Origin of the sequence: Streptomyces spongiae (genome assembly GCF_009377185.1) — a bacterium.
GTDB classification, from domain to species: domain Bacteria; phylum Actinomycetota; class Actinomycetes; order Streptomycetales; family Streptomycetaceae; genus Streptomyces; species Streptomyces spongiae.
In genome coordinates this window covers 1-8,132 of record NZ_VJZC01000460.1, presented here as the reverse complement: position 1 = coordinate 8,132, position 8,132 = coordinate 1, and the positions used below count along the sequence as shown (strand labels likewise).

General features: G+C 74.1%; 7 protein-coding genes and 1 pseudogene. 1 reads left to right on the top strand and 7 read right to left on the bottom strand.

From position 1 onward, the window contains the following. The 5 genes from cobC to cobM all read right to left on the bottom strand — a co-directional run. A partial coding sequence (gene cobC / locus FNH08_RS38125) for an Rv2231c family pyridoxal phosphate-dependent protein CobC (RefSeq protein ID WP_152776104.1) occupies positions 1-1,083 on the bottom strand: 1,083 nt, incomplete at its 3' end. After that, complete coding sequence (locus FNH08_RS38120; RefSeq protein ID WP_322726151.1) at positions 1,073-2,032, bottom strand: sirohydrochlorin chelatase; 960 nt, start codon at positions 2,030-2,032, stop codon at positions 1,073-1,075. The genes cobC and FNH08_RS38120, both read right to left, overlap by 11 nt. Positions 2,033-2,129: 97 nt before the next feature. After that, the gene (gene cobJ / locus FNH08_RS38115) at positions 2,130-3,872 is read right to left on the bottom strand and encodes a precorrin-3B C(17)-methyltransferase (protein ID WP_322726150.1); all 1,743 of its coding nucleotides are present in this window, start codon (positions 3,870-3,872) and stop codon (positions 2,130-2,132) included. Next, positions 3,869-5,119: a precorrin-6y C5,15-methyltransferase (decarboxylating) subunit CbiE gene (gene cbiE / locus FNH08_RS38110; RefSeq protein WP_322726149.1), complete on the bottom strand. Its 1,251-nt coding sequence runs from the start codon at positions 5,117-5,119 to the stop codon at positions 3,869-3,871. The genes cobJ and cbiE overlap by 4 nt, the downstream gene beginning before the upstream one ends. After that, entirely contained in the window at positions 5,116-5,964 is an 849-nt protein-coding gene (cobM, locus tag FNH08_RS38105; RefSeq protein ID WP_152776103.1) for a precorrin-4 C(11)-methyltransferase, read from the bottom strand. The genes cbiE and cobM overlap by 4 nt, the downstream gene beginning before the upstream one ends. A 123-nt stretch (positions 5,965-6,087) precedes the next feature. Between cobM and FNH08_RS38100 the strand changes: the two genes are divergently transcribed. After that, a complete protein-coding gene (locus FNH08_RS38100; RefSeq protein ID WP_152776102.1) occupies positions 6,088-6,816 on the top strand; it encodes a ZIP family metal transporter in 729 nt (242 codons plus the stop codon). Between the two features lie 20 nt (positions 6,817-6,836). Here FNH08_RS38100 and cobI read toward each other — a convergent pair whose 3' ends face one another. Further along, positions 6,837-7,568: a precorrin-2 C(20)-methyltransferase gene (cobI, locus tag FNH08_RS38095; protein ID WP_152776101.1), complete on the bottom strand. Its 732-nt coding sequence runs from the start codon at positions 7,566-7,568 to the stop codon at positions 6,837-6,839. Then, positions 7,565-8,132 (bottom strand): annotated as a pseudogene (locus FNH08_RS38090) (cobyrinate a,c-diamide synthase); the annotation flags it as partial. The gene cobI and the pseudogene FNH08_RS38090, both read right to left, overlap by 4 nt.

The following is an 8,132-nucleotide window of genomic DNA, read 5'->3' as shown; positions in this document are numbered from 1 at the left end:
GGTCACCGCCCTGTCCAGCGCCTGCAGAAACCGGTTCACCGTCACCCGGTCCCGCACAGCGACCCGCAGCCACTCCTCACCAAGACCGGGAAACGTGTCCCCACGGCGCACAGCGAAGCCGAGGTCGCGAAGATGGTGCCGTACCCGCCCCGCCCGAGGAAGCCGCACCAGCACGAACGGCCCCTCCGCGGGCTCGGCGAGCACGAGCCCGTCGGGAGCGAACTCACGGAGCCCGGCCACGAGATGCGCACGGTCCGCGGCGATACGCTCCGCCGCCCCCGCCGCCTCCACCAGCGCCCGAGGCGACACACACGCCTCCGCCGCAGCGAGCGCGGGCGTGGACACCGGCCACAGCGGCTGGGCACGCTCCAGTTCGGCGACCGTCTCGGGCGCCGCCAGCACGTACCCGATCCGCAGCCCCGCCAGCCCCCACGTCTTCGTGAGACTGCGCAGGACCACGAGGCCGGGAACGTCCGACCGCCCCGCGAGCGCCTCCCGCTCACCCGGCACCGCGTCCATGAACGCCTCGTCCACCACCAACGTCCGCCCGGGGCGGGCGAGTTCGCAGATGAGCCGTGCGGGGTGCAGCACCGACGTCGGATTCGTCGGATTGCCGATCACGACGAGGTCCGCGTCCTCGGGCACGGCATCGGGATCCAGCCGGAAGCCGTCCGAGGCGCGCAACAGCACCCGGTCCACCGTGTGCCCGGCAGCCCGCAGCGCCGCCTCCGGCTCCGTGAACTGCGGGTGCACGACGACGGGTTGACGTACCTTCAGCGCGCGGGCCAGCAGCACGAACGCCTCCGCCGCACCCGCCGTCAGCAGCACCCGCTCCACGGGCAGGCCGTGCCGCGCGGCCACCGCGGCCCGCGCGGCCCGGCCGTCCGGGTAGGCGGCCAGACCGGTCCCGGCCAGCGACCCGGCGATCCGGTCCCGCAGCCACGCCGGAGGCGTGTCCGCGCGGACGTTCACCGCGAGATCGGTGAGCGCGGCCCCGTCGTCCCGCACCTCGGAGTCACCGTGGTGCCGCAGGTCGTGGTCGTCGTCGGGGCCGGGCCGCCCGCCGTCGTGTTCAGTGCGCATGCGAGTGTGCGTGCCCCCCGTGGCGGTGGTCGTGGTGGTGATCGTGGGGATGACCGTGGTGATCGTGATGGCCGTCGTCGTTCGGGTGGAAGTGCGGCTGCTGTGGCAGGCCCACCTTGTCCTCGAAGCCCGGCAGCGTGATCCGGTACACGCACGAGTCGCAGTTCATGCGCAGATCGCCTTTCACCGCCTCCGCGTACCGCTCCATCACCAGGTCCATCAGCTCCGGCTCGGGACCGATGACATCGGCCGAGCGCACCTCGATCTCGGGGTGCGCCGCCGCCCAGCCCTCGGTCTGCAGCCGCACGCGGTTCGGGAGGATGCCGGTGAAGAGGAAGTAGGGCAGGACGACGATCCGCCGGGCGCCCAGCATCACGCACCGGTCCAGGCCCGCCGGCACGTCCGGAGCCGCCAGCGACACGAAGGCCGTCTCCACGCCCGCGTACCCGCGCCCCTCCCACAGCAGCCGCGCCGCCTTGTGCACCTCGGCGTTGGCGTCGGGGTCCGTGGAACCCCGCCCGACGAGCAGCACGGTCACATCGGCCCGGTCCCGCGGCGTACGGCCCCCGGTACCGCCCAGCGCCTCGTTCAGGCGCCGCTCCAGCACGTCCAGCAGCGACGGGTGCGGGCCCAGCGGGCGCCCGTACGTGTACGAGATCCCGGGGTGGCGCTCCTTCTCGCGGGCCAGCGCCGCCGGGATGTCCCCCTTGGCGTGCCCGGCGGACACCAGCATCAGCGGCACGGCGGCGAACCGCCGCACCCCGCGCTCCACCAGCTCCGCGACCGCCTCGCCGAGCGGCGGCGGGGACAACTCGATGAACCCGCCCGCCACGGGCAGTTCGGGGTGCCGGAGCCCCAGCTCCCGCACGAAGGAACGGAAGGCCTCGGCGCCCGCGTCGTCCCGGGTGCCGTGACCGGCGATGAGCAGGGCGGGGGACGGGGTGGTCACGACTTCTCCTTCGGGACGGGCGGTACAGGCGATGTGAACGATGTGGTGGGTGACGATACGGCGTGGCGCGGCAGGGCGTTCACCGAGGCATCCTGGCTCACGTGGCCGCCTCCTGCCAGCGGTAGCCGCGCGGGGTGACCATACGGCCGGCGATCTCGCGGGTGGCGGTGTTGCCGACGGTCACCACGGTCATCATGTCCACGGTCGCCGGATCCAGGGACGCCAGCGTCGTCAGACGGCTGGACTCGTCGGCCCTAGAGGCGTTCCGTACGACACCGACCGGCGTCGTCGGCTCCCGGTGCTCGGCGAGGATCGCCAGCGCCTTCGGCAGCTGCCAGTCCCGGCCCCGGCTGCGGGGGTTGTAGAACGTCACGACGATGTCGGCCTCGGCCGCCGCCCGTACCCGCCGCTCGATGACCTCCCACGGCGTGTGGAGGTCGGAGAGGCTGATCGACACGTGGTCGTGGCCGAGGGGCGCGCCCAGGATCGCTCCGGCCGCGAGCGCCGCCGTGACCCCGGGCACCCCCACCACGTCGATGTCGTCGGACGCCTCCGCCAGCGCGGGCGACGCCATCGCGTACACGCCCGCGTCACCGCTGCCGATCAGCGCGACCGCCTGACCGCGCCGGGCCTCGGCGACCGCCGTGCGCGCCCGCTCCTCCTCGGCCCCGAGCCCGGACTCCAGGATCCGGGTGCCGGGACGGAGCAGGTCGCGGATCTGGTCGACGTACTGGTCGAGGCCCACGAGCACGGAGGCGCGGCGCAGTTCGGCCCTGGCGCGCGGGGTGAGCAGGTCGCGAGCACCGGGACCGAGCCCGACGACGGCGAGCCGCCCGCGCCCCGGCCGCCGTACGACGGCACAGGTCGCCATGGCGGGGCGACCGTCGGCGCGCTCCGACTTCCGCTTGGGGACGAGGAGTTCGCCCCCGCGCACCAGGGCCGCGGCCTCGGCCACGGACGGCGTGCCGACGGCGGCGAGCGGCGCGTCCGAGGGATTGGGTACCCGGACGACGGCCAACTCCTCGGCGGTGTACGTCACCACGGGCACCCCGAGCCGCCCGGCCGCCCCGACGATGCCCGGCTCACCGGCCTTGGCGTCCACGGTGGCGAGCTCGGCCACGCTGCGGACGGACAGCCCCGCGTCCCGCAGCGCGTGCTCCACGAGCCCGAGGACCTCCTCCACGGGGGCACCCCTGGAGGCGCCCACGCCGACGACGAGGGACGGCGGGCGGAGGACGACCTCGCGCTCGGCGGGCGGCTCGACGGCCCGGTCGGTGAGGCGGATGACGTACGACCCCTCGCGTCCCCTCTCGTACGACCCTTCTCCCGCCCCTTCTTCCGCCCCCTTGTTCGTCACCTTCAGCGGAGGCAACGGCCACGCCACCTCCGCCTCCAGCACGACCGGCTCACCGTCCAGCAAGGCACGTGTCACCCCGGCGACATCGCCCTCCACGGGGAACCCGAGCGTGTCGAGCCCCGGCACGCCCACCGCGTCGGTCGCCGTGGTCACGACGGGCTCGGCACCCAGCAACTCGCCCACGTCCACGGCGAGTTCGTTGGCGCCGCCGCCATGCCCGCCGACGAGCGACACGGCGAACCGCCGGCCCTCGTCCACGCACACCACACCCGGGTCCGACGCCTTGCCGCCCAGCAGCGGCGCGATCAGCCGCACCACCGCGCCCGTCGCGAGGAAGCACACCAACTGCTCGCACTCCCCGAACGCCCGCCGCACGGCGTCCCCTACGGGCCCGTCGTACACGCGCGTGCGGTCCGGCCACGCCGCGGCCAGGCGGTCACGGGCGGCCGCGCCCGCCGCCGTGGCGGAAATCAGGCCGATCACTGGGCGACTCCTTCGGTACGCGCCGGAGGCCTGACGCCCCACAGCAGGAAAACGGGGTTGGTCGCGGCCAGCCGGGTCACGTCGCCCGGCAGCGGCGTCAGCCGCGACGACTGCAACAGCACGCCGTCACACTCGAATCCGGCACCGGCGAGCGCCTCCCGCACGGCGGGAACCCGGTCGAGCGCCGCCAGGGCGACCACCACGGTCCGCCGGGCACGCCGGGCACACGCGGTGACGATGGCGGGCAGCTCGCGTCCCCCGCCGCCGACGAACACGGCGTCCGGCTCGTCGAGATCGGACAGCACCGTGGGCGCCGCCCCGTGCACGACCTGGACGTCGACGCCGTGCGTCGCCGCGTTGCCACGGATGCGCTCCACCCCGTCCGGTGTCTTCTCGACCGCGGTGACGGCGGCGCCGAGGCGCGCGCACTCCACGGCCACCGAACCGGAACCCGAACCGATGTCCCACACCAGGTCACCGAGGCGCGGACCGAGCCGGGCCAGTGCCAGCGCGCGCACCTCGAACTTGGTGATCATCGAGTCCCGGTGCGCGAACGCGTCCTCGTCCAGGGCCCATCCGGCGGGTCCGGGCACGGCTCCGGCCATGCCGCGCGGGGGAGCGACCGTCCGCTTCTCGTCCAGGCACAGCACGACGTTCACCGCGCCGCCCCAGCCGCGGCTCGCGGCCTCGGACGGCGTCACCCGCTCGATCCGCTCGCGCCGGGAATCGCCCAGCGCGGACGCCACCACGAGGACGCGCCGGCTCGACCGGAGCCCCGCCCCCAGCTCGGCGGGCCCGGAGCCCGGACCCGTCAGCACCGCCACCTTCGGATGCGCCCGGCACACGTTCAGCGCGGTCCGCAGATCGCGCCCGTGCGCGCTCACCACCACCGCGTCGTCCCAGGGAAGCCCGGCCCGCGCGAAGGCCGCGGCGACGGACGACACACCCGGCCGTACGTCGAGGCGCCGCGCCCCGAACCGCTGGGACAGCACCCGGACGATGCCGAAGAAGCCGGGGTCGCCGGAGGCGAGGACGACGATCCGCCGCTCCCCGTCCTTGTCCAGGTGCTCCTGGATCGTGTCCAGCGCGGGCGCCAGTGGACCGAGGACGACCCGCTCGACCGTGCGCGGCAGCCCCGAGGCCTCCAGATGCCTCCGGGCGCCCACGACCACCGCCGCCCCGGCCAGCGCCTTCGTGGCGTCCGGGGTGAGGGGTGCCCCCGTCCCCGTACCGATGACGGTGATCACGGCGTGGCCCCCCGCGGGGCGCCTTCGGCCGTGTCCCGCCGCGCCTCACGCAGGGCCCTGCGCGCCGCGGGGTCGGCCTTGCGGTAGCCGTGGAAGTGGCCGGGGTGGTACAGGTGCGACCGTGTGCCGTGCGCGTCGAGGGCCGGGCCGACCAGGAACAGCGTGTGCTTCCACAGCTTGTGTTCCTTGACGGTCTCCTCCAGCGTCCCGATCGTGCACCTCACCACCAGCTCCTCGGGCCAGGTGGCCTGGTACGCGACGATCACGGGCGTGTTCGTCGGATATCCACCCTCCAGCAACTCCCGTACCAGCTGGCCACTGCGGGCCGCGGACAGGAAGACCGCCATGGTCGTGCCGTGCCGCGCGAACTCCCGCACCTCCTCACCCGGCGGCATGGGCGTCTTGCCGCCGCCGAGCCGGGTCAGCACCACGGACTGCGCGACCTCGGGAATGGTCAGCTCCCGCCCCGCGAGCGCGGCCACGGCCGAGAAGGACGACACCCCGGGCACGACCTCGGTCGCGATCCCGATCCCGGCACACCGGTCGAGCTGCTCCTGTGTGCCGCCCCACAGGGCCGGGTCACCGGAGTGGATACGGGCCACCTTCAGCCCCTCCTCGCGGGCCCGCTCGTACACGGCGACGACGTCCTCCAACGACATGGTCGCCGAGTCCAGGATCTCCGCGCCCTCGCGCGCGTGGTCGAGGACCTCCGCCTGCACGAGGCTGGCCGCCCAGATCACGACGTCCGCGTCCGCGATCGCGCGTGCGGCACGGAACGTCAACAGGTCGGCGGCGCCGGGGCCGGCACCGACGAAGGTCACCTTGCCGGTGGTGGCATCGGCCATGGGGATCGGTCCTCTCTGGGGTGGTGCGGGGTACTGCTCGACGATGGTCTCGCCCTAGGGGCAGGGGCGGACACCGCGGGGTGCCGCGTGCGTGAACGCCCGCCGATCGGATAGCAAGAGCACATGGCGGTCTTCGTCGCGCTCGGCGCGTTCCTGATGACGCTGGCCGGCGGCTGGACGGCACAGCGCGTGACGGACCGCCGTCACCTGGTGCTGGGCCTGGCCGGCGGCCTGATGCTGGGCGTGGTCGGCCTGGACCTGCTGCCGGAGGCGCTGGAGGCGGCCGGCACGGAGGTCCACGGCGTCCCGGCGGCACTCCTGCTCTTCGTCGCCGGGTTCCTCCTGGCCCACATGGTGGAACGCCTGCTGGCCGCGCGCCAGGCGGCCCACGGCGCCGAGGAGAAGAACGGCCGCACACCCGAAGTGGGTCTCACGGCCGCCGCGGCGATGGTCGGCCACAGCGCGATGGACGGCATCGCGATCGGTGCCGCCTTCCAGGTGGGCGGCGGCATGGGCGCGGCCGTGGCCCTCGCGGTGATCGCCCACGACTTCGCGGACGGCTTCAACACGTACACGATCACCAGCCTGTACGGGAACGCCCGCCGCCGGGCCATCCTGATGCTGTTCGCGGACGCGGCGGCGCCCGTCGTCGGCGCGGCCTCGACCCTGTTCTTCACGATCCCGGAGCAGGCGCTCGGCTGCTACCTCGGCTTCTTCGGCGGGGCGTTGCTGTACCTCGCCGCCGCCGAGATCCTCCCGGAGGCCCACCACGAACACCCGGCCGGTTCCACGCTGCTGGCGACGGTCGCGGGCGCGGCGTTCATCTGGCTGGTGGTGGGAGTGGCGGGCTGACCCCGTACTCGGACTGTCGCTCACAGCTTCCCGCCGCGTCCGCCGTCGCGTCGGGCGGGCGCGATGAGGGTGGAGAGGTAGGGAAGCGGGCCGTCGTCGAGCTCGGCGGCGGACCGGATGGATTCGTCGACCAGCCCGAGCGCGGACCCCCACACGGCGTCCTCGACCCGCCCGGTCTCCCGCAGCGCCTGGGCCACCTCCCGCGCCTGCCGCCCGAACTTGTACGCGACGACCGTGCCCGGCCCGGCCAGCGCCTCCTTCAGCACGGCGGCCCCCGCGGTCACCGGCACGAGGGTGAGCGGCTCGGTCCCCTCGGTCAGCACGGCCCCGGACCGGGCGGCGAGATCCTGCATGGCGGTGATACCGGGCACGGTCTCGATGCCCACCCCCGGCACCGACTCCACGATGGTCTGGGCGAGGTAGGTGAAGGTGGAGTACACGTTCGGATCACCGATGGTGGCGAAGGCGACGGAGGAGTGGCGTGCGAGCAGCCCGGCCACCCGCGCGCCGGCGGCGTCCCAGGCCGCCTCGCGCCGCCCCCGGTCGGTCCGCTCGTTGAGCGCGAACACGACCCGTACGACCTTGTCCTCCGGGACGTAGTGCAGCACGGTCGCCTCGGCCCGCCCGCGCTCGCCCGTGTCCATCACGGGTACGACGACGACATCGGCGGCCCGCAGCGCGTTGACGCCCTTGACGGTCACCAGCTCGGGGTCACCGGGCCCGACCCCGACTCCGATCAGCCTGCTGCTCATGACGTCCGGCACCTCTCCACGAACCGACGGGCCACACCGGGCGAGGAGGCCCAGTGGGTGTGCAGATAACTGGCGTGCACGCCGTCCCGCACGAAACCTTCGACGCGCTTCCTCGGCGCGCGCACCCCCCAGGCGGGAGCGACCCCCGCACCGGGCTCGACCGTGGTCCGGTGAAACTCGTGCCCCCGCATCCGGGTGCCGGCCGCGGCGAGCGAACTGTCACTGACGGCGACGGCGTCCCGGTACCCGAGGGTGAGCCGCTCGCCCATCCGCGCGTCGGCGTCGAGCACCCCGCACATGGGCTGCCCGTCGAGCTCCCGGCACAGATACAGCAGCCCCGCACACTCGGCGGCAACGGGCGCCCCGCTCAGTGCGAGCTCGGCAACGGCCTTGCGAAGGGGTTCGTTGCCGGACAGCTCGGACGCGTACACCTCGGGAAACCCACCCCCGATGACCAGCCCTCCCGTACCGTCGGGCAACCGCTCGTCCCGAAGCGGATCAAAGGCGACGACCTCGGCCCCGGCAGCGGCCAGCAACTCGGCATGCTCGGCGTAGGAGAAGGTG

Coding starts and splice junctions, on each gene's coding strand:
- cobI (WP_152776101.1), bottom strand. CDS start 7,568: ATGAGCAGCAGGCTGATCGGAGTCGGGGTCGGGCCCGGTGACCCCGAG.
- FNH08_RS38100 (WP_152776102.1), top strand. CDS start 6,088: ATGGCGGTCTTCGTCGCGCTCGGCGCGTTCCTGATGACGCTGGCCGGC.
- cobM (WP_152776103.1), bottom strand. CDS start 5,964: ATGGCCGATGCCACCACCGGCAAGGTGACCTTCGTCGGTGCCGGCCCC.